Raw genomic sequence first — 22,376 nt, forward strand, 5'->3', positions numbered from 1 at the left:
ATATATTAAATATGAGTAAACGAATTGTATTTTTTGGAACAACCATTTTTTCTGCAGTTTCTTTGAAAAAAATTTGGGAAAAAGGATATCCTATAATGGGAGTGATTGCTCCCCCTGATAAAACCTATGGTAGGGGTTTTAAAAAGCATAAATCTATAATAAAAATAATTTCTAAATCCCTAGGATTCCCTTTGTTATTACCAACAAATCTTAAATCATATTTTTTTTTAGAATCTTTAAAAAAATGGAAAGCAGATATACAAGTTGTAGTCTCTTTTAGAGTTCTACCAAAAGAAGTTTGGAGCCTTACCAAAATGGGAACTTTTAATTTGCACGCTTCATTATTACCTGAATATAGGGGAGCAGCTCCCATCCACTGGGCTATTATCCATGGTGAAAATAATACTGGATTAACGACATTTCTTATAAACGATAAAGTAGATATGGGAAAAATTCTTCTTAATAAAGAAGTCCAGATTGGAAAGCAAGAAACCTTTGGCGATCTTTATGATCGCTTAGCATACATAGGATCTAATCTTGTTCTAGAAACTATAGAAGGAGTACTCCTAAAAAAAATAAAGCCTTTTCCTCAACTTTCTTCAAATTTTCAAATTGCTCCAAAAATCTCAACACAGGATTGCCGTATTAATTGGAATTCTTCAGTAAAAGTCATCTTCAATAAGATTAGAGGATTAAGTCCACATCCAAGCGCTTGGACATTTCTATATTCGAAAAAAGATAAAAAAAGAATGAAAATTTATAGGGGTAAAACTTTAATTACAGAAAAGAATGAGTATTCAGGACGAGTAATAATAACATCATCAGAAATAAAAATTTCTGCCAAAGATGGATATATTTTAGTTTTTGAGGCTAAAATAGAGGGAAAACGAAAAATGCAAAAAAAAGATCTTATTAATGGTCTTAGACAAAAAATTTTAGTATGTTGTTAAATAAATTTTTCGAGAGTTTCAATAGATCTAAAAGCATCAATCATTTCTTGAATATTTCCGTTCATAAATTCTTCAAGAGTATAAATAGACTTATTTATCCTATGATCCGTTACCCGTCCTTTGGGATAATTATAGGTTCTTATTTTTGCAGAACGGTCTCCTGTTGAAACTAAAGATTTTCTTTCAACAGCCCGTTCTTTTTTTTTACTATCCAATTCAATTTGATAAATACGTGAACGCAAGACTTTCATAGCCTTTTCATAATTTTTATGTTGGGATCTGTCTTCTTGACATTCAACAAAAATTCCAGTTGGAATATGTTTTAGACGTACAGCAGATTCAATTTTATTAACATTTTGTCCACCCGCTCCACTTGATCGAAAAGTTTCCCTTTTTATATCTGAAAGATTCAAATCAACTTCTATATCTTCTATCTCTGGAAAAACTGCAACTGTTATTGCTGAAGTATGTAACCGTCCTTGAGATTCTGTTTTTGGAACCCGTTGCACCCTATGTACCCCTGATTCAAATTTCAATATTCCATATGCTCCTTTTCCAAAAACATTTAAAATGATTTGTTTATATCCTTTAACATCAGACGCTTGCGCATTCAATAATTCAAATTTCCATCTCATGTATTTGAAATACATTGTATACATGCGGTAAATATCTTCAACAAAAAGACAAGCTTCGTTTCCTCCAGTTCCAGCACGAAGTTCAATAATAGCATTATTATCATCTTCCTGTTTTTTCTGAATATTCAGAATATCTTTTTCTAGATCAGACAAAACGGATAAAGCTTTATATCTCTCAATATGGGCTAATTCCTTTATCTTTGGATCTTCTTCTGTGATTAAGATTTTATCTGCTTCTGAAACGTTTTCTTTATAAGTTTTATAAATTCTATAGATCTCAACGACTTTTTCAAGGTCTTTTAATTGACGTAGAAGAGATCCATATTTCTTATGATCTGCGATAATATCTGGGCTAATTATTAATTCTGAAAGTTCATCAAAACGATGTTTTATGCTTTCAAGTTTTTCGAAAAAAAAATTTTTTTTCATTATTTTATCTTTATCTAGCAAAAAAACTATGATTATTGAGAAGACTCTCAATATTGTAGGAGTAGGAGAATATATTTTTACTAAAAAATATTTTTTTACTATTCCTAAAAAAAAACTTAAGAAACATCTTAATGAAGGTGTTTTAGAAATAATACCTGATAATAATTATGGATTTTTAAGATCCTCTAATTTTAATTATTTAGCCTCTCCTAAAGATATATATGTATCTAAGTATCAAATTCTACTTTTTGGACTAAAGACAGGGGATACAGTAAAAGGAAAAGTTCGTACTCCTAAAAAGGTAGAAAAATATTTGACCTTGATTAAGATAATTGAAATTAATAATTGTAACCCATATAAGGTAAGAAAAAGAATCTATTTTGAATACTTAACTCCTTTATTCCCAATGGATAAATTCAATCTTTCTGGACAGAAAGCTACATTGTCTACAAGAATTATTGATATTTTTTCTCCAATTGGGAAAGGACAACGTGGAATGATAGTAGCTGCCCCAAAAACGGGAAAGACGACTCTACTTAAAGAAATAGCGAATGCTATTTCAGCTAATCATCCAGAAGTATACTTGATGATTTTGTTAATTGACGAACGTCCTGAAGAGGTTACATACATGCAGAGAAGTGTTCAAGGAGAAGTTATTTCATCAACTTTTGATGAATCAGCTGAAAAACATGTTCAAGTAGTTAAAATTGTTTCTAAAAAAGCTAAAAAAATGGTTGAATGTCAGCATGACGTCTGCATTTTAATGGATTCCATTACCCGCATATCAAGAGCCTTTAATACTGTATATCCATCTTCCGGAAGAGTTTTATCAGGAGGTATTGATGCAAAAGCGTTGCATAAACCGAAGATTTTCTTCGGTTCAGCTAGAAATATAGAAAATGGAGGATCCTTGACTATAATTTCTACAGCTATTATTGATACTGGATCAAAAATGGACGAAGTTATTTTTGAGGAATTCAAAGGTACTGGAAACATGGAACTACAACTTGATAGAAATATTTCTAGTCGTAGAATTTATCCATCCATAGATTTGTTTTCTTCAAGTACAAGAAGAGAAGATCTTCTTATGGAGACTGAAACACTACAAAAAATTTGGATTATACGTAAATATATTTCTGAGATGAATATACTAGAAGCAATAGATTTTTTACTTTCACGTATTTCTAAAACAGAAAACAATAAAGAGTTTTTTGATTCGTTTCTTGATTCTATGATTGAGAATAGGAAAATTATTTATCGAATAGCAAAAAAATAATCCCTAAAAATAAAAAGATGTCTTCAATATTTCTTTTTAAGACTTTTCAAGAAAAATATTTTTCTGAAAACGTTAAACCAGTAAATTTATATTTAAAACTAAGAGATTATTTCCCCAAAAGTTTACTTTTAGAGAAAATATGCGCTTCCATTCTTTGTCTAGATCCAATTTCAGAGATTACTATTGATAAAAATCAGGCCAATATTTCTTATCCAAACGATTACTCAGAAAGCTTCCTTATTCTAAGAAGATCTGAAGTTAAGAAGATAATCGATAATTTCTTTAAAAAATTCCGCTCTGAAAATATTGCTTCTCCTTATTCAGGTTTTTATGGATATTTTTCCTACGAAAGCATTCAATATTTTGAAAATATATCCTTAAAATCTCCCATAAAGTCCACATACCGTATTCCTCAAATACGTCTAAAATTTTACGTGAATCTTATTATATTTCATCATTTTTGCGATGAAATCATTTTTGTAAAACATAATTTACCTGAAAAAAAAGGAATGTATTCAATTAAAAAATTGAATAATTTTCTTAAACGAAAGAAAAAAAACTATTTTTTTACGTTGAAAATTTCTGGACAACTTGACTCAAACATAAGCGATAAAGAACACAAAAATATGATAATACAAGGAAGAACATCTTGCTTGTATGGAGATGTTTTTCAAATCGTTCTGTCTAGACAATTTAGTCATAAATTCATAGGAGATGAATTTAATGTTTACCTAGCTATTAGGGAGATAAATCCATCTCCATATTTATTTTATTTCGATTATGGAAATTCCAAAATATTTGGATCTTCTCCAGAAGCACAATTGATAGTCAAAAAAAACATAGCTTACATTAATCCTATTGCAGGGACAATTACTCGATCTATAAATAAAATGGAAGAAAGTATCCTCTCCCAAAAACTTCTCCTAGATCCCAAAGAAAATTCTGAGCATATAATGCTTGTTGATTTAGCTAGAAACGATTTAAGCAGAAACTCATCAAAAGTAAGAGTGGAAAGTTTCAAAAAACTTCAATATTTTTCCCATGTTCTGCATATGGTTTCCAGAGTTTCTGGAAAACTATATTCTGATATTTCTACAATGAGAATATTCGGGGATACATTACCATCAGGTACTCTTTCTGGAGCCCCAAAATATAGGTCGATAAAAATTATAGACCAGATAGAGAATCAACATAGGGGAATTTATGGGGGTGCAATAGGGTTTTTCGGACTAAATGGAAGAATGGATACATCGATCATTATTCGATCGTTTATAAGTAAGGAAAACACTCTGTTTTTCCAAGCCGGAAGTGGGATACTCTATGAGTCTATAGAAGATAATGAAGTTCAAGAAGTAAAAAATAAACTTATGGCTTTGTTTAAATCCATAAATTTTGCCCAAAAAAATTTAAAACTATGGAGGGGAAAATATTAATCGTAGATAATTACGATTCCTTTACATATAACTTAGTATATATGGTAAAAAAGCTTTACGGAAAAAATCCTGATGTATTTAGACATGATGAAATCTCTTTAGATAATGTTGAAAATTATGAAAAAATAATACTTTCTCCAGGTCCTGGAATACCAAATGAGTTTAACCTTCTAAATTCTCTTATTAAAGTTTATTCCTCAACAAAAAGCATATTAGGAATTTGTTTAGGACTCCAAGCTATTGGAGTTGCATTCGGGGCAAAATTGATAACCACAAAAAAAGTTTATCATGGTATTTCTCATTATATACAGGTTAACGATTCTAAAGAAGTTCTTTTTAAAGGATTACAAAGAAAGTTTAAAGCTGGACGTTATCATTCTTGGGTTTTATCAAAAGAGGATTTTCCAAATGATTTAAAAATAACGGCACTTGGTCCATTAAATGAGATTATGGCAATTAGACATAAAACATACGAAGTACGTGGATTACAGTTTCATCCTGAATCTATTTTAACTACACAAGGAGAGAGAATAATAGGAAATTGGCTTAGATTACCATTATGAAAGAAACTCTTATCTTCCAAAAAAGTTTATACAGGGAAAAAGCCAAACGTATTTTTATAGACATATTTATGGATCGATTGAACCTATCAAATATAGGAAAACTCATTACTATTTATAAGATGAGATTTCCTACTTTAGAAGAAATAGAAGGCTTTCGAGAAGCTTTTATGCAATTTTGCATAAAAGTTGATTTGGGAGATTTCCCAGCCATAAACATAGTTGGATCTGGAGGTGATGGAAAAAATACTTTTAATATTTCCACTTTAGCTTGTTTTGTGGTTGCAGGTACGGGATGTAAGGTAATTAAGCATGGAAATTACAGTGTATCCTCGATTACAGGATCTTCCACCCTTTTAAAAAAACTAGGATATACTTTTCCAAAAAATGAAAGTCAATTAAAAAAAAATCTTGAAATATCTGGGATATGCTACCTTCACACTCCTCTATTCCATCCTCATCTGGATAAGATATCTAGAATTCGAAAAGAAAAAACATTTTTTAACATACTTGGTCCACTTATTTCTCCAATAGAACCCAAAAAATTTTTAATAGGAGCAAGTGATTTTAATGTAGCCCGGCTATATAATATATTTTATAAGAAAACTGATTATTATTATTCTATAATTCATAGTTTTGATGGATATGATGAAATTTCTCTAACGGATAATTTTATCTGCTATACTCGAAAAGGAGGAAAACCCTACTCACCTAATTCATTAGGTAAAAAAAAAATGATGAAAATGAAGTAATTGGGGGTAAAAGCATTGAAGAAAATACCAATATATTTTTTGAGATTCTATCAAAAAAAGGGACTTTTGCACAAAACGAAGTTGTATTAACAAATACTGCTTTTGCTTTAATGTTGTTAAATAAAGAAAACTTTGAGAAAAGTTATTCTCAAGCTAGAGAATCTTTAAAAAGCGGAAAAGCAAAAGAAGTATTAAAAAACTTTCTTAAATAGAATATTATGAATTTTCTTTACAAAATTATTTCTAAGAAGAAAGAAGAGATTAGAAAAAATAGTAAAAAAAAATCAATAGAAGAACCAAGAAAGTGTCTTTCCCTATCTAATAGCATTAGAAAAAGCAAAACTGGAATCATTGCAGAATTCAAGAGAATCTCTCCTACTAAAGTACTTATTAACGAAAGATTTTTTATAGAAGACGTAGTTATAGGATATGAAAATGCTGGTGCATCTGGTGTATCCGTTTTAACTGATGATAAATATTTTTCAGCTAGAAATGCTGATCTACCTAAAACTCGGAGAAACGTTTCCATTCCCATATTACGAAAGGATTTTATTATTGATGAATCCCAAATAATAGCCTCAAAAGCAATAGGAGCTGATGCTGTTTTATTTATTGCGGAAATTCTTTCAAAAGAGGTGCTCATTAAATTCGTTAAAAAAGCTAAGAATATTGGATTGGACGTAATAATGGAACTTCATTCTTCAAACGAACTAGAGAAAATTCCCTTAGAGTTAGAGGAAGAGATTGACTTTATTGGTGTTAATAATAGAAATTTAAAAAATTTCTCAATAGATATTGAGTGTTCGGTCCAGTTATCTAGAAAAATAAATTTTTTTAAAATTTCTGAAAGTGGAATTTCGAATCTTGGAGATATTTTTTTTTTAAAAAAGTTAGGGTTTCATAGCTTTCTAATAGGAGAAAGTTTTATGAATTCTTCTAATCCTTGGAGGATTTGTGAAAAAATTATACAGAAGATGAATAATATTCCTTCTTATGAATTCTTCATTAAAAAATGAAAAAAAAATTGAAAATAAAGATTTGTGGAATGAGAGAATTTTCCAATATTTCGTCTATTTCCATGTTGAAACCTGATTTTATGGGTTTTATTTTTTATAGAAACTCTCCTAGATTTGTTGGAGAAAATTTTATTGCTCCTAATTTAGGAAAAATATCTAAAGTTGGGGTTTTTGTTAACGCTTCGGAAGAAGAAATCTTAAGGAAAAGCTTTGAAAACAGGATTAAAAAGGTCCAATTGCACGGAGATGAAAGTCCAAATTTTTGCGAAAAAATATCTAGAAAAGGATTGAAAATAATCAAAGCATTCCAGATAAAGGACTCTTTTTCTTTCGAAAAAGTAAAAGCATACACGGATATCTGTCCGTATTTCCTTTTCGACACAAATACTCCAAATTTCGGAGGAAGTGGGAAAAAATTTTTATGGTCAAAACTTTCTGAATATAAAGAACCCACTCCTTTTTTTCTGAGTGGTGGAATAAGTGCTGATGATTGTTCACCCATTCTTTCGATTTCACATTCTAAATTATTTTGTATAGATATGAATAGTCGTTTCGAAGAAAAACCGGCTATAAAAAATAAAATTCTGTTTAAGAGCTTTATAAAAAAAATAAGAAAATGATAGCTGACGAAAAAGGATTTTATGGTCAATTCGGGGGATCTTTCATACCTGAAATGCTTCGCTATAATATTGATGAAATTAATAGTAAATACAAAAAAATTGTTGAAAAAAAAAGTTTCCAAAGAAAATTGAAGAATTATCTGAGAGATTTTGTAGGTAGACCTACCCCACTTTTTTTGTGCAAAAAATTATCCTCTATTTATTGCTCTAATATTTACCTAAAAAGAGAAGATTTAAATCACACAGGATCTCATAAAATTAATAATGCCTTAGGCCAAGCTTTGTTAGCTAAAACTCTGGGAAAGATAAAAATTATTGCCGAAACAGGAGCAGGTCAACATGGAGTAGCAACTGCGACAGTTTGTGCTTTTTTAGGAGGTCTTGAATGTATTATATTTATGGGAAAAAAGGATATAGAACGTCAATCTCCCAATGTTTCCCGTATGAATATGCTTGGAGCAAAGGTAATTCAGGTTTTAACAGGACAAAAAACTCTTAAAGATGCAGTAAATGAATCGATCCGTTTTTGGATTAATCACCCAGAAAGCTATTATTTGATAGGTTCTTCCGTTGGACCACATCCATATCCAAAAATGGTTACAGAATTTCAGTCAATTATTAGTGAGGAAATACGGGAACAACTTCTTAAAAAAGAAGGCGTTTCTTGCCCAAATTACATACTGGCTTGTATTGGGGGTGGTAGCAATGCGTCTGGAGTTTTTTATCATTTTTTAAATAGAGAATCAGTAAAGCTTATTGCAGTAGAGGCAGCTGGAACCGCAAAAACTTCTGAAACATCTACTGTTTCCTGTATAGGAACTAAGGGAGTTTTACATGGAAGCATGTCTATAATAATGCAAAATGAAGATGGACAACTAGTTAATCCTTGTTCAATATCAGCTGGATTAAATTATCCAGGGATTGGACCAATGCAGGCTCATCTTTTTGAAAGTAAAAGAGTTCAGTTTATTAGTGCAACTGACGAAGAAGCTTTGCAGGCTGCTTACGAAATTTCTAAACTTGAAGGAATTCTTCCAGCTTTAGAAAGCGCTCATGCCTTAGCTATCTTGCCTAAGTTACATCTTAAACGTGAAGATTTGGTAATTGTAAATCTCTCAGGTAGAGGAGATAAAGATATGAAAGCTTATATTCATCATTTCACTTAATCATATCACTTAAATCTCAGAGTAGGCCAAAATTTACACTAGTGAACTCTATAAAAAAATGTTTTTTTGAAAAAAAAAAGTATATATTAAGTATTTATTTAACAGCAGGTTATCCAAATATAAAAAGTACACAAAAAATTTTTAAAAAATTACAAGAAATTAAAGTAGTTGACATTATTGAAATAGGCTTGCCATATTCAGATCCTTTATCTGATGGAATCATTATTCAAAATAGCAGCCAAAAAGCCTTAGAAAATGGGATAACCATAAAGCTATTCTTCAGTCAATTATATGCAATAAAAAAAAACAAACCCATAATACTTATGGGTTATTATAACCAGTTTCTAAAATTTGGAGAAGAAAGATTTTTAAAAGATTGTATTAAATCCGGAATATCTGGTTTAATTTTTCCGGATCTTCCAGTTGAAATTTATAAAAGTAAATACCATACTCTTTTTAAGAGCTTTGATTTACCCTTGATTTTCCTAGCTACCCCCAAAACTACTGATAAATATATTCTTATGCTAAGTAAGATAACAAGAAGTTTCTTGTATTTGGTTTCTTCCTCCTCAACTACAGGCCCTAAGAAAAAAATTAGTTTTGAACAATTATTTTTTTTTGACAATATTAAAAATTTAAATTTTAATATTCCTAAATTGGTTGGTTTTGGTATATCCAATAAAATACATTTTAATATAGCTTGTTCTTCTTTTGAAGGGGCAATAATAGGAAGTGAATTTCTCAGTTATTTAGCTTTAGAAGAAAAAAGATTAGAAGAAAGTATTGAAAATTTTTTCAATTTTTTTTTTGCTTAACTCTAACTTAAATGAATATTTAATACATGTTTCGTTTTTTCAGTTACCTTAAATCTATCGTCTAGTCTTCTTTTTACAATCCATACTATATCATTATAAGCATTTGTCAAAATCCAAATATGATCTTTTTCAAAAAGGGAAAGTTTTTCGTCTTTAAAATACTTACTTAATTTTTTCTTAAAATTTGTTCCTAATGGATAAAAATAATCGCCTTTTTTCCAAGTTCTTAATTGTAAAGGCCATTGTAATTTATACAAATCTAAGGCTGCATCTGCAGATGATTCAATCTTCTGATTGAAGGAAAAATATAAAGAAAAAGGGGTTTTTTTAGGTAGAAGATCTATTATTTTATAGACTTTTTGCTCTATATTTCTTATCCTAGGCAAAAGGATCCAATAATTTCTATCTTTTAGAATTCTGTATTTTCTTGAAAAGATTTGCTTTCCTGATTGAGCGTTTAAAAGCCTAATCATATCAGTAATATTTACAAAACCATAAGGGGAAAACAATTTAAAAAGACAAGTAGTTAGAGTATGGATTTTTTTCAGTTTTTTACAGTGAATTTTCCAAAAAAAAGGATGGAATGTTTTTACTTCAGTAATTTCTGAAGAAATTTTTTGGAAATATTCATTTTCTAAATGAAAGGTCTCGTTTAGAAAATTGATCGTTTTTTGGAAATTTTTGTAAAAATTTATAGAAAGTTTTTTGAAAACTGGGACTAAGTCGTGTCGAACAATGTTTCTAAAATATTCATTTTTACTATTGCTACTATCTTCTCTCCAAGAAATATCATGTTTCTTGGCAAAAGAGATAATTTCTGATTTAGTAAAAGGCAAAAGTGGCCGTATATATTGCTTTCTTTTTTTAGGAATGCCTAAAAACCCTTTAATTCCAGTGCCTCTAATAAGATTAAGAAAAAAATTTTCTATAGAATCATCTAAATGGTGACCTAAAGCAAGAAAATCGTAAGATTTTGTGTTGAGCAATTGTTCAAACCAATCATAACGAAGTACTCTAGCCGAAATTTGCATATTTTTCTTTTCAAGAACATTAAAGCGTTTCTTATATAGAGGTATATTTCTTTTTAGACAAAAATAGGTTACGAAGGTTTCATCTTTATTAGAAAAATCTCCTCTTAACTGAAAATTAGCATGAACAACACCAAATGGTATCCTTAGTTTAAGGAGAATATTTAATAGCGACATGCTGTCGATTCCTCCACTTACAGCAACAAGGATTTTTTTTCCTAATGGAAAGATTTTTTTAATCTCTCTGAAAAGTTTTTCTTCATTTAACATCTTTTAAAAGACTTTTTAGGTAAAAAACTATCTCTTCAATAGATTTACCTTTAATAGATATTTTTTTTTTAGCTCTTTCGTAGATGCCCCTTCTCTCATAGAGTTGATTATTTATGAATCTCAATAAAGATAGATCATCTAAATGGTAAATTATAGGTCTGGTTTCTCTTTGTAAACGCAATCTTTCAAATAAAGAAGAAGCTCCGTATCTTAGGTAAACAATGCACGCTTTTTCATTCATTATATTTATATTTTCATAATGGCAAGGTGTTCCTCCACCTAATGCTAGGATATAGGATTTGTAGTTTTTTAAAAATTCTTTCAGAGTTTTATGTTCTATCTTTCTAAAGAATAATTCCCCATTTTTTTTGAATATTTCATAAATAGACTTTTTTTTATTCTTGCAGATAAGATCATCAAGATCATAAAAATGATGCTTTAAATATGTGGAAAAAGCATGCCCCACGTAACTTTTTCCACATCCCATGTATCCAATTAAAATTAATTTCAAAAAAAAAAAATTATTACGGTTTAATACTATATAATTTTTTTTTTTTTAAAATTATATATACATTTTAATTTTGCAAATTTTTTTAGATACACAAAGACTTGGTAGCTCAGTTGGTAGAGCATTACACTTTTAATGTAAGGGTCCTGGGTTCGATCCCCAGCCAAGTCAATATTAGTCAATATTCTTGTCCCTATCTAAAAATTCTTGTGTAGCAATAACAGTTGGGTGAGGAACTTCCTCAAATAACTTGGAGATACCAACTGTTTCTTTATTTTCCAAAATTTCGTCTAGTGCCTTATCTTTATATTTATAAGAAAAAAATTTTTCCATTTTTTGATATATTTCATCTTTGATAAGTTTATTTATTTCATAAGATCGTTTACTCAATCTTAAAATAACCGCATAAATGCTTTCTCCAGATTTTTCTATTTTTTTTATATCGAAAATTTTAGTTGTTTTTGGTATTTTTTTTAGTTTTCCTAAATCCATATAATTAAATGAAGTTTAACTTTTTCTTTGAAAGAAACATATAAAAAATAGCCTCTTCTCTGAAACTACTGTTTCTAAAATCTCTAAAATCATTGATAAAGTTTTTAAAAGATACGTAAGCTGCTTTATATTGCATCATATTATAATAAGTTTTTGATCTTTCGAAAGATTTTTTTTCGGTTTTTTTTAACAATTTTTCTAATAATTCTTTAGCTTTAGAATAATTTTTCTTATATGGATATTTTTTTAAAAAAAATCTGAGCCTTTCTATTGCTAGATAAGTGTTCTTATGATCAAGATTAAATGAAGATAAATAATAGCAATAAGCGGATTGAAATAACGCTTCTCCGGAAAATTTATCCTTTGGATAAAGATGGTAAAAGTTGTAAAATTGAATTCCTGCTAAAATGTAATTTTTTACATTAAAATTAGACCTTGCTATCTTATAGAGAATAGCTTTTTTCAATTTATATTGATTAATAGAAACTAAACGATTAAATAATTTTAGAGATTTTTCATATTTTTTACTTTCGTAATGTAAACAAGCATGATATAAAATTAGTTTTTGATCGAAACTATTGTTTTTGCTCTCTATAACTAGAAAATTGTTATTTTTAGAGAGAAAAAATACCCCTATTATAGGAATAAAAATTTTAAAAAACTTACAGATCATAATAGTAATTTTTTTCTTATGGATTTAGTCACTAATATATTTCTATATTCTATCTTAATTTTTTCTATCAGAGTTAGAGAAGCTTTAACTAATGGCAATCTAACGTTAGATTCGCAAATTCCAATAATTTTTAACAAAGCTTTAATTCCTGTTGGATTGCCTTCTTCAAAAAGAAGATGAATCATTTCTATAATATTATAGAATAATAGAAAAGCTTTTTCTGGCTTGTTTTTTTTTGCTAAAAAAATAATATCAGAAAATTGTTTAGGAAAACCTTGAGCTATTACAGAAATAGCTCCATCACCTCCACCTAAGATAATAGGTAAAGCCAAAGAATCATCTCCGGAAATTACGCTGAAATTTTCAGGTTTTTTTTTTATTATTTCATAAGCTTGTAAAATATTTCCAGAGGCTTCTTTAACTCCTACTATATTAGAAAACTCGTTAGCTAAATGAACAATAGTTTCTGTTAGTATATTAGAACCTGTTCTAGACGGAACATTATAAATCATTATATCAGAAGTTGTATATTTAGCAATAGACTTAAAATGTATATAAAGACCAATCTGTGTTGGACGGTTATAATAAGGCGAAACAGAAAGTATACATTCAAATACAGTGAGATCCGTCTTATAAATTTGCTCAATCACATTTTCAGGATCGTTTCCCCCAATTCCTAATATTAATGGAAGGTTTTTTCCATTAGCTGATTTAATACAATTGATAATATCTATTTTTTCTTCTTCTTTTAAAGAAAAAGGCTCAGCTGTACTTCCTAGTAAAACTAGATAAGAAACTCCTCTTTTGCTAGTGTAAGAAACAAGTTTTTCAAGATTTTGAAAATCAATTTTTCCCTTTTCGCTAAAAGGTGTTATTAGAGCCGCCCCAGTTCCATATAATATACAGTTGTTATCCATATTCTTAAAAATAAACTTATATCTATAAAAATAAATAAGGGTAATTATTGTTTTAGAAGTTTTCAAAGAAAATGTATAAAAATTTTATAGATAACGTTAAAATTTACTGCAAAAGTGGAAAAGGAGGATATGGATCTGTACATTTTCGTAGAGATAGAGGTGCAGATGGAGGAAATGTAATATTTAGAGGAAATCATCATTGCTGGACTCTTTTACATCTAAAATATAAAAAGCATCACATAGCTGAAAACGGTTTTCCTGTTAGTGGGGCGAAAGGTAAAAACTGCGTTATAGAAATCCCAATAGGTACAGTAGTAAAAAATGAGAAAAATGAAATTCTACTCGAGATTACAAAAAATAATCAAACAAAAATTCTATTCAAAGGAGGAAAAGGGGGATTAGGTAATTGGAATTACCGAAGTTCTAAACCTTGTTATTCCCAATATGGAATGAAAGGTAGAGAAGGATGGATTATTCTTGAACTAAAACTTTTATCAGATGTAGGATTAGTTGGATTTCCGAATTCTGGAAAATCTAGTCTATTAGCTGCAATTACTTCCTCAAAACCTAAAATTGCGGAGTATGCATTTACGACCCTAACTCCTCATTTAGGGATTGTTTTTTGTTCTGATTATAGGGATTTTATTATTGCAGATATTCCAGGTTTTATTGAAGGGGCTTCAAAGGGTAAAGGACTAGGATATAGGTTTTTAAAACATCTTGAAAGAAATTCTGTTCTTCTTTTTCTTATTCCAGCAAACACTAAAGATTTTGAAAAAGAGTATGAAATACTCTTGTCTGAACTACGGGAATATAATCCATGTTTGCTTGAGAAACCTCGTTTAATAGTTATTTCTAAATCTGACTTAATTAATGAAAATATTAAAATAAAGAAAAACTTATCTTTTCAACCCATTTTCATTTCATCAAAAAATAAAGAAGGATTGATAGATCTAAAAGAAAAATTATTGGAGAAAGTACAATCTTCTACTTATTTCTTTAGATGACGTTAATCTAGATTCCCTGTCATTTTTTCTGGTCTTACCCAAGAATCAAACTGTTCCGCCGTTAGAAAACCCAAACGTATAGCTTCTTCCTTTAAAGAACTTCCTTTTTTGTATGCTGATTTAGCAATAATAGCCGATTTTTCATATCCAATTTTTGGATTTAATGCTGTTACAAGCATTAAAGATCGATCAAGTAATTCTTTTATCCTTTCTGAATTAGGAATAATTCCATCGACACAATTTATACTGAAGGAGATACAAGCATCTCCTATCAAACGAGCTGATTGTAAAAAATTATAAATTATAACCGGTTTAAAAACATTTAATTCTAAATTTCCAAAAGAATTTGCTATAGAAATTGTAGCATCGTTACCCATAACCTGAGCACAGACCATGCAAAGTGCTTCACACTGGGTTGGATTTACTTTACCTGGCATAATTGAGGAACCAGGTTCATTTTCTGGAATAAAAATCTCCCCAATTCCAGATCTTGGACCCGAAGCCAACATTCTAATATCATTAGATATCTTCATTAAAGAAACAGAAAGCTGTTTTAAAGAGCTATGAGATCTAATTAAGGCTTCGTGTGAAGCAAGAGCTTCAAATTTATTATCAGCAGGTCTAAACGGAAGTCCAGTAAATTTGGAAAGGTAAATGGAGGATTTTACGTCATACCCTTTAGGTGCATTAAGTCCTGTTCCAACTGCGGTTCCTCCAATAGCGATTTCCGATAAATGATCTAGACTACTTTCTAAGGCTTTGATACCCTGTTTAATTTGAGAAACATAACCAGAAAATTCTTGTCCCAGGGTTAATGGTGTAGCGTCCATTAAGTGAGTTCTTCCTATTTTAACTATCTCTTTAAAAGCCTCAGATTTTTTTTTAAAGGAATTTTGCAGTTTTTTTAGCCCAGGTAAAGTAACATCCACCAATTCTTTATAGGCAGCAATACTCATTGCCGTAGGGTAAGTATCATTGGAGGATTGAGATTTATTTACATCATCATTTGGGTGAATTGTCCTGTTTCCATCTTCTAGATTCCCCCCATTCAAAACATGTGCTCTATTGGAAATTACCTCATTAATATTCATATTAGAATGTGTACCAGATCCAGTCTGCCAAATTACCAGAGGAAATTGGTCATTAAGATATCCTTCAAGGATATCGTCACATACTTGTGATATTAAATTCCTTTTTTTTTCCTCGATTAAGCCTAAATCAAAATTAGCATAAGCAGCAGCTTTTTTCAGATAGGCAAAAGCTCGAACAATCTCAGATGGCATAGATGCTATCTGACCAATCTTAAAATTACTTCTTGAACGTTCTGTCTGTGCACCCCAATATTTTTCATATGGGACCTTAACTTTACCTAAAGTGTCTGTTTCTATGCGAAAATTCATTGCTTTTTAATTTTAAATGATAGATGTTATTCCTTTTCTAGGTTTTTTATTTTTTTTTATTCTGAGCATATCAGGTTTTTGGTGCTTGATTTTTCTAATTGCTATAATCCCATTTTGGATTATTGTACGCCTTTAGTGTTTCTAAAGGTGTGGAAATAGCGTCTATTCCAATTTTAGCACATTCTACAATGTGCATTGGATTACGGATTGAAGCAGCAAGAATTTTAGTTATAAAACCATAATTATTATAAACTAGTCTTATATCCTTTAATATATTATAAGAAATATCTTGAACGTAAGAAGCTCCTGCTTTAGCTGCTAAAATTGCTTGACTAATAGAAAATACATATGTACAGTTTGTTTTAACGTTTCTTTGGTAAAAATACCGAACTGCTTTAAAGCCGTTCGTATTCATAGTAATTTTTACTACAATATGTGTATGTAAATCCACTAAAAACTCCGCTTCTTTAACTATTCCATAAAAATCAGTAGAAATTACTTCCACGCTTACATCTCTCTCAACTAGAGAGCAAATATTTTGATAATGTTTAAAAATATTCCTGTTTACGATTATGTTTTCTTTAGCTATTAAAGATGGATTTGTAGTTACTCCATCAATTATTCCTAAATCTTTTGCTTTACGAATTTTTTCCAGATTTGCTGTATCAATAAAAAAATACATAATATTTACACTTAACCTTACAAATTACAAATATAAATAATTATTTTTGAATATACTTCTCCAATCCAATAAAACGTGAAAAAGCTTAGTCTTCCCCCTGGAACTAGGGATTTTTTTACACAAGAAGTAAGATCTCGGAATCGTCTTATTCAGATAATTAGAAATAATTTTGAGCTTTTCGGATTTTCTCCTATTGAAACTCCTTCATTTGAGAATCTTTCCACTCTTTTTGGAAAATACGGAGGAGAAAGTGATCAATTAATTTTTAAGATAATTAATTCTGGAGATTTTTTAAAGAAACAGAAATATAAATTTGAACACTTGAGTCAACTAGGATTAGAGTCAGGTCAAAAATTTATAGAAGAACAATTAAATTTTCGTTCTTTTATTGTCGAAATTTCTGAAAAGGCTCTTCGTTATGATTTAACGATACCTTTATCACGCTATGTAGCAATGCATAGAGATAAAATCCATTTTCCATTTAAAAGATATCAGATACAAAATGTATGGAGAGGGGATCGTCCACAAAAAGACCGATTTAGAGAATTTTGCCAATGTGATGCGGATATCATTGGATCAAAATCTCTATGGCAAGAGATTGAGTTGATTCAGCTATATGATAAGATTTTTTCCGACATGAACTTGCCAGTTATTATAAAAATAAATCATCGTGAAATAATTTCTGGATTAGCTGATATTGCTAAAATTAAAGATTACTGGAGAGATTTCATCATTTCTTTAGATAAGTGGGATAAAATTGGTTCTCATAATGTTTGGAAAGAAATGATTAGGAGGGGAATCCCTAAAGAAAATCTGAAAAAGATACAAGGAGTTTTTAATATTGATGGAAATTTTGAAGAAAAGCTAAATAAACTTTCTGCAATTATACTTTCTTCTTCTTCTGAAAATGGTAAAAAAGGCATTGAAGAGCTTAGATTTTTTTTAAAAATCATAAAAAAAGTATGTTTGGATTGGGTGGATCTGCAATTCCAGATAAGTTTAGTTCGTGGTTTAAACTATTACACTGGAATTATTTTTGAAGTGAACCCAAAAGGTATTTACCTAAATTCTATAGGAGGTGGAGGGCGATATGATAACCTAACTGGAATTTTTGGATTACCCAATATATCAGGTGTAGGGATTTCTCTAGGATTAGATAGAATTCATATTGCAAAAAAAATGATGAATCCTAAGTCAGAAGATCATACTCCTTTACGTGTACTATTTCTCCATTTTGGAGAAGAGGAATCTCTATATGCTAATAGGTTAATTTCAAAATTAAGAAAAAAAGTAATTCCTGCTGAATTATACCCAAAGGCTGAAAAAGTAAAAAAACAATTTCAGTATGCTATTAAGAAAAAAATATCTTTTGTGATTAGTGTTGGAAAAAAAGAAATAGTTAAAAACAAAATTAGAATTAAAGATATGTCTAAAACTACTGAGGTGGAATATGACTGTATTGAGGATTTTATAAAAGAGATCACTCTCTAGTTAGAATCACTACATCAAATACGTTTTCAAATGATTTTTTTACCTTTTCTTTCAGATCTTTCATTGGTATTTTTTTATGCAATTCTCTAGCTAGAGAGGTTACAGATTTATTTCTAATTCCACACGGAATTATATATTTGAAATATTTCAAATTAGTGTTAACATTAATAGCAAAACCGTGCATACTTACCCATCTACTCATCCTAATTCCTAGGGCACAAATTTTTCTAACTTTGGAAGTTCCAACATCAATCCATACCCCAGTCTCTCCAGATGATCTTTCCCCCTTTAAACCATAACAGTATAAAACCCGTACTGTTACTTCCTCAAGCATTCGTAAATATTGATGAATATCAGGAATAAAGTATTCCATATCTAAAATTGGATAAACAACTAGTTGGCCATTTCCGTGAAAAGTTATATCTCCACCTCTGTCACTTTTGTAAAAACAAGCTCCAAATCTTTTCAAATCTTCTTCAGACAAAAGAAAATGTTGAACATCTCCCCCTATGCCAAGAGTATAAGAATTTGGATGTTCAACAAATAGTAAATAATTAGACGGTACTTTTCTATTTTTTTTCAAAAATTTAAAATGAGCTATTTTCTCAAAAAGTACACGTTGGTATTTCCATGTTTCTTTATAATCTTTTTTTCCTAAATCTTCCAAAAAAACTTTTAGCATTTTAAAAAAAAATATGAAGAAAATAGAAAAAACGAATCATTATAGTTCTAAAATTACCAAATCTCTAGATTTACCAGCTGCACAGGCCATGCTTTATTCTACTGGACTAGAAGAAAAAGATTTTAAAAAGGCTCAAGTGGGAATTGTAAGCAACTGGTATGAGAGCAACCCATGTAACATGCACCTAAATAAGTTGGGAAAGAAAGTAAAAATTTCGATAGAAAATCAATCTATGATTGGCTTTCAGTTTACTACTATAGGTGTAAGTGATGGTATGTCAATGGGGACATCTGGAATGCGGTATTCTCTTCCTTCTAGAGAACTTATTGCGGATAGCATAGAAACCGTTGTATACGCACATCATTATGATGGTTTAATAGCTATACCTGGCTGTGATAAAAATATGCCGGGAGCAGTAATGGCTTTGCTTAGACTTAACAGACCAGCTCTAATTGTATACGGAGGAAGTTCTTCCTCTGTATACTATAAAGGTAAAAAACTTAATATTGTTTCGGCATTTGAAGCTTTAGGTGAAAAAAAAGAGAATAATATTTCAGAAAAGGAATATCGGAACATTATCAAAAATTCTTGTCAAAGTTCCGGATCATGTGGGGGTATGTATACAGCTAACACAATGGCATTAGCATTGGAAGCAATGGGAATGACTCTTCCTGGTTCTTCTTCTTTTACAGCAACTAGTTATGAAAAATACAAAGAATGCCATAAAATAGGTCCAGCAATAAGAAGACTTCTTGAAGAGAATATAAAACCCAAAGACATAGTTACCAAAAAATCTATTGAAAATGCTATTACGTTGACCATTGCTTTAGGTGGGTCAACGAATTTAGTTTTGCATTTGCTAGCAATAGCAAGAACCGCTGAAATTGATATAAGTCTAAAAGATTTTCAAGATAAAAATAAACAGGTTCCTCTAATTGGAAATTTAAAACCGAGTGGTTCATATCTTATGGAGGATTTATCTACTTTTGGAGGTACTCCTGTTATTATGAAATATTTATTACAATTCGGGTTTCTGTATGGAGATTGTCTAACTGTAACAGGTAGAACATTGGAAGAAAATATTCAGGGTTTTACTGATCCTGAAATTGATGAAATGTATTTTACTAAAAAAGTAGTATATCCATTAAATAGTCCCATTAAAAAAAATGGACATCTAGTTATTTTATACGGGAATCTTGCTACCGAAGGAGCAGTAGCTAAAATTACAGGGAAAGAAGGATTTATTTTTTCTGGATTTTCTAGAACTTTTAATTCTGAAGAAGAAGCGAATAGAGCTATCTTAAATAGGGATATTCATGTTGGGGATGTAGTCGTTATTCGATACGTAGGTCCTAAAGGAGGACCAGGAATGCCTGAAATGCTTAAGCCAACTTCTTGTATTATTGGTGTAGGACTGGGAAAAGATGTTGCATTGATTACGGATGGGCGATTTTCTGGAGGTTCTCATGGATTTGTGATTGGACACATTAGTCCAGAAGCACAAATCGGGGGACCAATTTCCTTAGTTGAGGATGGAGATTTAATCAGCATAGATGCTAAAAATAAAAGAATAACTTTAAAAGTTGGAAAAGAAGTTATTCAAAGAAGAAGAAGTAAATGGGCCCCTCCTCCCCTAAAAGAAAATAGGGGATATTTATATAAATACGCTAAATTGGTCTCTTCTGCATCAGAAGGATGCATTACGGATAAATAGCATGTATAGGGGAAAAACATGCTGTGGTTCTGAAATTTTGATAAAGTCTCTTTTAGATGAAAAAGTTAATTATGTATTTGGCTATCCAGGTGGAACTATAATGCCGGTTTATGATGTTATGCATTTTATGAGAGAAAAATATAATGCAATTAATCATATTTTAACTAGGCACGAACAAGGGGCTATTCATGCTGCTCAAGGTTATTCCAAAGTTAGTGGAAAGGTTGGGGTATGTCTTACCTCTTCGGGACCTGGAGCCACTAATTTAATTACTGGATTGTCAGATGCAATGATAGACAGCGCTCCCATTGTATGTATAAGTGGGCAAGTATCCTCTTCTTTAATTGGAACTGATGCTTTTCAGGAAATAAATATCATCGATATATCTTTATCTATTACTAAATGGAATGTTCAAGTTCCATATGCAGAATATATTTATCCAACTATTCGAAAAGCTTTTTATATATCTAAAATTGGAAGACCTGGTCCAGTACTTGTTGATCTAACTAAGAATGCTCAGTTTCAGAGAATCCATTTTTATAAGGGCCCTTATGTATTTGAAAAGTATAAAAAAGAGATTATTTACATAAATAAAATTAAAAAGGCTATTAAACTAATTAATTCTGCAACTAAGCCATTCATAATATTTGGACAAGGAGTTATTTTAGCTAATGCAGAAGAGGAATTAAAAAAATTTGTTGAAAAAACAGGAATACCATATGCATGTACACTCCTAGGATTAGGTGCATTAGATAGTGAACATCCTTTTTTTATGGGAATGCTGGGTATGCACGGAAACTATGCTCCAAATGTTTTAACCAATAAGTGCGATGTTCTTGTTTCTATAGGCATGCGTTTTGATGATAGAGTAACCGGAAATATAAATGGATATACCCAAAAAGCAAGTATTATTCATTTAGATATAGATCCTTGCGAAATTGAGAAAAATATCCCTTGTTTGCTCCAAATTCTTGGAGATTGCAAAATTACAATACCGAAATTTACATCTCTCGTACAGAAAAAGAGTAATGGAGAATGGCTCAAAAATTTTTTAGAATTAAAATCTAAAGAGGAAAAAATTGTTTTAACAAGTGATCTTTATCCGAAAGAAAATAAATTGACAATGGGAGAAGTCATTCATAAAATAAATCAGTATAAAAAAAATAACGCAATATTAGTTACAGATGTAGGACAGCATCAAATGATCGCTTCCAGATATTTTAATTTTTCTCCTAAAAGGAGCCAAGTTACTTCGGGTGGAATTGGGACAATGGGTTTTGCTATTCCAGCATCTTTAGGTGCTAAAATTGGAGTAAAAAAAAATCGCCAGGTAATTTGTATCACAGGAGATGGGAGCATCCAAATGACTATTCAAGAACTAGGAACCATTCTCCAAAGCAATATTCCAGTAAAAATTGTATTGCTCAATAATAATTTTTTAGGAATGGTCCGTCAATGGCAACAACTTTTTTTCGAAAAACGTTATTCGTATACTGAATTAGTCAATCCAAATTTTATGAAGTTGTCTAGAGCTTATGGAATTTATGGAGAAAAAGTTCAGTTTAGGAAAAATATCGTTTTAGCAATAAAAAAAATGTTTTATGAAAATAATGGTCCTTACTTTCTTGAAGTAATTATAGAAAAAGAAAACAACGTTTTTCCAATGATAACTTCAGGTACTTTTGTAGATGAAGTTATGTTAATGTAAATAGAGATAAAGTCTACAAAAGATTCGTATGATCAAATCAATAATTTCATCACTTCCATTACCAAGAAATATTTTTTTATCACAAATATTTTTAATAAATGAGATCTCTTTCTTAAGTTCTACTTGAAAAGGATTAGGATAACGAGGATACT

Annotated in this window: 23 protein-coding genes, 1 tRNA gene and 1 pseudogene; 15 read left to right on the top strand and 10 right to left on the bottom strand. The window is 30.1% G+C overall.

Translation table 11 applies throughout. The features are described 5' to 3' along the window. Positions 1 to 11 precede the first annotated feature (11 nt). Entirely contained in the window at positions 12 to 950 is a 939-nt protein-coding gene (gene fmt, locus VE128_01375) for a methionyl-tRNA formyltransferase (protein ID HZD84184.1), read from the top strand. On the opposite strand, the gene prfA is transcribed toward fmt, so the two are convergent. Continuing rightward, positions 947 to 2,014 (bottom strand): peptide chain release factor 1, encoded by a 1,068-nt coding sequence (gene prfA / locus VE128_01380; GenBank protein ID HZD84185.1) that lies wholly within the window; start codon positions 2,012 to 2,014, stop codon positions 947 to 949. The two genes, fmt and prfA, sit on opposite strands and share 4 nt — an antisense overlap. 28 nt (positions 2,015 to 2,042) lie before the next feature. On the opposite strand from prfA, the gene rho reads away from it, so the two are divergent. From rho to trpA, 9 genes are read left to right on the top strand one after another with little or no spacing between them, the layout of a single operon-like run. Then, on the top strand, positions 2,043 to 3,290 hold the full coding sequence (gene rho, locus VE128_01385) for a transcription termination factor Rho (protein ID HZD84186.1): 1,248 nt from the start codon (positions 2,043 to 2,045) through the stop codon (positions 3,288 to 3,290). Positions 3,291 to 3,307: 17 nt separating this feature from the next. Then, positions 3,308 to 4,723, top strand: a complete 1,416-nt coding sequence (locus VE128_01390) for a chorismate-binding protein (GenBank protein ID HZD84187.1) — start codon at positions 3,308 to 3,310, stop codon at positions 4,721 to 4,723. Next, the gene (locus tag VE128_01395; protein ID HZD84188.1) at positions 4,705 to 5,286 is read left to right on the top strand and encodes an aminodeoxychorismate/anthranilate synthase component II; all 582 of its coding nucleotides are present in this window, start codon (positions 4,705 to 4,707) and stop codon (positions 5,284 to 5,286) included. Before VE128_01390 ends, VE128_01395 begins: the two co-directional genes overlap by 19 nt. Then, complete coding sequence (locus VE128_01400) at positions 5,283 to 6,035, top strand: anthranilate phosphoribosyltransferase (protein ID HZD84189.1); 753 nt, start codon at positions 5,283 to 5,285, stop codon at positions 6,033 to 6,035. The genes VE128_01395 and VE128_01400 overlap by 4 nt, the downstream gene beginning before the upstream one ends. A 44-nt stretch (positions 6,036 to 6,079) precedes the next feature. Further along, entirely contained in the window at positions 6,080 to 6,247 is a 168-nt protein-coding gene (locus VE128_01405; protein HZD84190.1) for a hypothetical protein, read from the top strand. 6 nt (positions 6,248 to 6,253) lie between these two features. Beyond that, positions 6,254 to 7,051 carry an indole-3-glycerol phosphate synthase TrpC gene (locus VE128_01410; GenBank protein HZD84191.1) on the top strand — a complete coding sequence of 266 codons (798 nt, stop codon included), beginning with the start codon at positions 6,254 to 6,256 and terminating at the stop codon, positions 7,049 to 7,051. Continuing rightward, positions 7,048 to 7,671: a phosphoribosylanthranilate isomerase gene (locus VE128_01415; GenBank protein ID HZD84192.1), complete on the top strand. Its 624-nt coding sequence runs from the start codon at positions 7,048 to 7,050 to the stop codon at positions 7,669 to 7,671. The genes VE128_01410 and VE128_01415 overlap by 4 nt, the downstream gene beginning before the upstream one ends. Further along, the gene (gene trpB, locus VE128_01420) at positions 7,668 to 8,837 is read left to right on the top strand and encodes a tryptophan synthase subunit beta (GenBank protein ID HZD84193.1); all 1,170 of its coding nucleotides are present in this window, start codon (positions 7,668 to 7,670) and stop codon (positions 8,835 to 8,837) included. Before VE128_01415 ends, trpB begins: the two co-directional genes overlap by 4 nt. 41 nt (positions 8,838 to 8,878) lie before the next feature. After that, on the top strand, positions 8,879 to 9,652 hold the full coding sequence (trpA, locus tag VE128_01425; GenBank protein HZD84194.1) for a tryptophan synthase subunit alpha: 774 nt from the start codon (positions 8,879 to 8,881) through the stop codon (positions 9,650 to 9,652). A gap of 2 nt (positions 9,653 to 9,654) precedes the next feature. On the opposite strand, the gene tilS is transcribed toward trpA, so the two are convergent. Together tilS and VE128_01435 are read right to left on the bottom strand one after the other, a co-directional pair. Continuing rightward, a complete protein-coding gene (gene tilS / locus VE128_01430; protein HZD84195.1) occupies positions 9,655 to 10,950 on the bottom strand; it encodes a tRNA lysidine(34) synthetase TilS in 1,296 nt (431 codons plus the stop codon). Then, positions 10,940 to 11,461, bottom strand: a complete 522-nt coding sequence (locus VE128_01435) for a shikimate kinase (protein HZD84196.1) — start codon at positions 11,459 to 11,461, stop codon at positions 10,940 to 10,942. The genes tilS and VE128_01435 overlap by 11 nt, the downstream gene beginning before the upstream one ends. 95 nt (positions 11,462 to 11,556) lie before the next feature. Here VE128_01435 and VE128_01440 point away from each other — a divergent pair. Then, positions 11,557 to 11,629: transfer RNA gene (locus tag VE128_01440), tRNA-Lys, on the top strand. 3 nt (positions 11,630 to 11,632) lie between these two features. Here VE128_01440 and VE128_01445 read toward each other — a convergent pair. The 3 genes from VE128_01445 to dapA are packed head-to-tail and all read right to left on the bottom strand — an operon-like array spanning position 11,633 to position 13,606. Beyond that, positions 11,633 to 11,950 (bottom strand): hypothetical protein, encoded by a 318-nt coding sequence (locus VE128_01445; protein HZD84197.1) that lies wholly within the window; start codon positions 11,948 to 11,950, stop codon positions 11,633 to 11,635. Positions 11,951 to 11,954: 4 nt separating this feature from the next. Continuing rightward, the gene (locus tag VE128_01450) at positions 11,955 to 12,623 is read right to left on the bottom strand and encodes a tetratricopeptide repeat protein (GenBank protein HZD84198.1); all 669 of its coding nucleotides are present in this window, start codon (positions 12,621 to 12,623) and stop codon (positions 11,955 to 11,957) included. Further along, complete coding sequence (gene dapA / locus VE128_01455; protein HZD84199.1) at positions 12,620 to 13,606, bottom strand: 4-hydroxy-tetrahydrodipicolinate synthase; 987 nt, start codon at positions 13,604 to 13,606, stop codon at positions 12,620 to 12,622. Before dapA ends, VE128_01450 begins: the two co-directional genes overlap by 4 nt. Positions 13,607 to 13,611: 5 nt before the next feature. Here dapA and obgE point away from each other — a divergent pair, with 5 nt between their 5' ends. Further along, positions 13,612 to 14,547: a GTPase ObgE gene (gene obgE, locus VE128_01460; GenBank protein HZD84200.1), complete on the top strand. Its 936-nt coding sequence runs from the start codon at positions 13,612 to 13,614 to the stop codon at positions 14,545 to 14,547. A 2-nt stretch (positions 14,548 to 14,549) separates the two neighbouring features. Here the strand turns inward: obgE and fumC are convergent, their stop codons facing one another. Both fumC and VE128_01470 read right to left on the bottom strand, forming a co-directional pair. Continuing rightward, positions 14,550 to 15,947, bottom strand: a complete 1,398-nt coding sequence (gene fumC, locus VE128_01465; protein ID HZD84201.1) for a class II fumarate hydratase — start codon at positions 15,945 to 15,947, stop codon at positions 14,550 to 14,552. Between the two features lie 94 nt (positions 15,948 to 16,041). Further along, positions 16,042 to 16,629 (bottom strand): transaldolase family protein, encoded by a 588-nt coding sequence (locus VE128_01470; GenBank protein ID HZD84202.1) that lies wholly within the window; start codon positions 16,627 to 16,629, stop codon positions 16,042 to 16,044. A 75-nt stretch (positions 16,630 to 16,704) separates the two neighbouring features. Between VE128_01470 and hisS the strand changes: the two genes are divergently transcribed. Further along, entirely contained in the window at positions 16,705 to 18,120 is a 1,416-nt protein-coding gene (gene hisS, locus VE128_01475) for a histidine--tRNA ligase (GenBank protein HZD84203.1), read from the top strand. On the opposite strand, the gene lipB is transcribed toward hisS, so the two are convergent. Then, positions 18,110 to 18,802 carry a lipoyl(octanoyl) transferase LipB gene (gene lipB, locus VE128_01480; protein ID HZD84204.1) on the bottom strand — a complete coding sequence of 231 codons (693 nt, stop codon included), beginning with the start codon at positions 18,800 to 18,802 and terminating at the stop codon, positions 18,110 to 18,112. The two genes, hisS and lipB, sit on opposite strands and share 11 nt — an antisense overlap. A gap of 13 nt (positions 18,803 to 18,815) precedes the next feature. Here lipB and ilvD point away from each other — a divergent pair, with 13 nt between their 5' ends. Both ilvD and ilvB read left to right on the top strand, forming a co-directional pair. Then, complete coding sequence (gene ilvD, locus VE128_01485; protein ID HZD84205.1) at positions 18,816 to 20,516, top strand: dihydroxy-acid dehydratase; 1,701 nt, start codon at positions 18,816 to 18,818, stop codon at positions 20,514 to 20,516. A gap of 1 nt (position 20,517) precedes the next feature. Then, positions 20,518 to 22,224 (top strand): biosynthetic-type acetolactate synthase large subunit, encoded by a 1,707-nt coding sequence (gene ilvB, locus VE128_01490; protein HZD84206.1) that lies wholly within the window; start codon positions 20,518 to 20,520, stop codon positions 22,222 to 22,224. A gap of 12 nt (positions 22,225 to 22,236) precedes the next feature. Here ilvB and VE128_01495 read toward each other — a convergent pair. Then, positions 22,237 to 22,376, bottom strand: a pseudogene (locus VE128_01495) (histidinol-phosphate transaminase).

The sequence above is a fragment of the Candidatus Angelobacter sp. genome (assembly GCA_035643775.1).
GTDB lineage: Bacteria > Bacteroidota > Bacteroidia > Flavobacteriales > Blattabacteriaceae > DASQPV01.

Excerpts from the sequence above, each read along its gene's own strand:
- VE128_01415 (HZD84192.1), top strand. The coding sequence starts at position 7,048 with ATGAAAAAAAAATTGAAAATAAAGATTTGTGGAATGAGAGAATTTTCC.
- trpB (HZD84193.1), top strand. The coding sequence starts at position 7,668 with ATGATAGCTGACGAAAAAGGATTTTATGGTCAATTCGGGGGATCTTTC.
- VE128_01400 (HZD84189.1), top strand. The coding sequence starts at position 5,283 with ATGAAAGAAACTCTTATCTTCCAAAAAAGTTTATACAGGGAAAAAGCC.
- lipB (HZD84204.1), bottom strand. The coding sequence starts at position 18,802 with ATGCTAAAAGTTTTTTTGGAAGATTTAGGAAAAAAAGATTATAAAGAA.
- ilvB (HZD84206.1), top strand. The coding sequence starts at position 20,518 with ATGTATAGGGGAAAAACATGCTGTGGTTCTGAAATTTTGATAAAGTCT.
- rho (HZD84186.1), top strand. The coding sequence starts at position 2,043 with ATGATTATTGAGAAGACTCTCAATATTGTAGGAGTAGGAGAATATATT.
- VE128_01390 (HZD84187.1), top strand. The coding sequence starts at position 3,308 with ATGTCTTCAATATTTCTTTTTAAGACTTTTCAAGAAAAATATTTTTCT.
- prfA (HZD84185.1), bottom strand. The coding sequence starts at position 2,014 with ATGAAAAAAAATTTTTTTTTCGAAAAACTTGAAAGCATAAAACATCGT.
- fmt (HZD84184.1), top strand. The coding sequence starts at position 12 with ATGAGTAAACGAATTGTATTTTTTGGAACAACCATTTTTTCTGCAGTT.
- VE128_01395 (HZD84188.1), top strand. The coding sequence starts at position 4,705 with ATGGAGGGGAAAATATTAATCGTAGATAATTACGATTCCTTTACATAT.
- tilS (HZD84195.1), bottom strand. The coding sequence starts at position 10,950 with ATGTTAAATGAAGAAAAACTTTTCAGAGAGATTAAAAAAATCTTTCCA.
- ilvD (HZD84205.1), top strand. The coding sequence starts at position 18,816 with ATGAAGAAAATAGAAAAAACGAATCATTATAGTTCTAAAATTACCAAA.
- VE128_01445 (HZD84197.1), bottom strand. The coding sequence starts at position 11,950 with ATGGATTTAGGAAAACTAAAAAAAATACCAAAAACAACTAAAATTTTC.
- fumC (HZD84201.1), bottom strand. The coding sequence starts at position 15,947 with ATGAATTTTCGCATAGAAACAGACACTTTAGGTAAAGTTAAGGTCCCA.
- VE128_01470 (HZD84202.1), bottom strand. The coding sequence starts at position 16,629 with ATGTATTTTTTTATTGATACAGCAAATCTGGAAAAAATTCGTAAAGCA.
- VE128_01450 (HZD84198.1), bottom strand. The coding sequence starts at position 12,623 with ATGATCTGTAAGTTTTTTAAAATTTTTATTCCTATAATAGGGGTATTT.
- VE128_01410 (HZD84191.1), top strand. The coding sequence starts at position 6,254 with ATGAATTTTCTTTACAAAATTATTTCTAAGAAGAAAGAAGAGATTAGA.
- obgE (HZD84200.1), top strand. The coding sequence starts at position 13,612 with ATGTATAAAAATTTTATAGATAACGTTAAAATTTACTGCAAAAGTGGA.